The 219-nt window shown below is 38.4% G+C and carries 1 protein-coding gene; it reads right to left on the reverse strand.

Annotation, left to right across the window (positions count from 1 at the left end):
- On the reverse strand, nt 1-219 hold a 219-nt coding region (locus IC221_RS29455), incomplete at both ends, for a hypothetical protein (protein ID WP_188172342.1).

The raw sequence follows: 219 nt of genomic DNA on the forward strand, positions 1-219 counted from the left end.
TCAACATTAAACTGCGTTTTTTGATCATTGGCATTATCAAACGAAGTCAATGCCACATCCTCCAATTGGTTGTCAGAGAGATCTACAGTTTCTAAATACCCGAAGTTTCCAATCGTTAAACTCGTCGGTAAGCTAGTTAAAGCTCTATTCGAAAGATCAAGGTCGATCACTCTACCGTAGTTGTCAATTTGAGTAGCTACCGATTTTCCATCATTATCT

This window comes from Flammeovirga sp. EKP202, assembly GCF_014534745.1.
In the GTDB taxonomy this organism is placed as follows: Bacteria; Bacteroidota; Bacteroidia; order Cytophagales; family Flammeovirgaceae; genus Flammeovirga.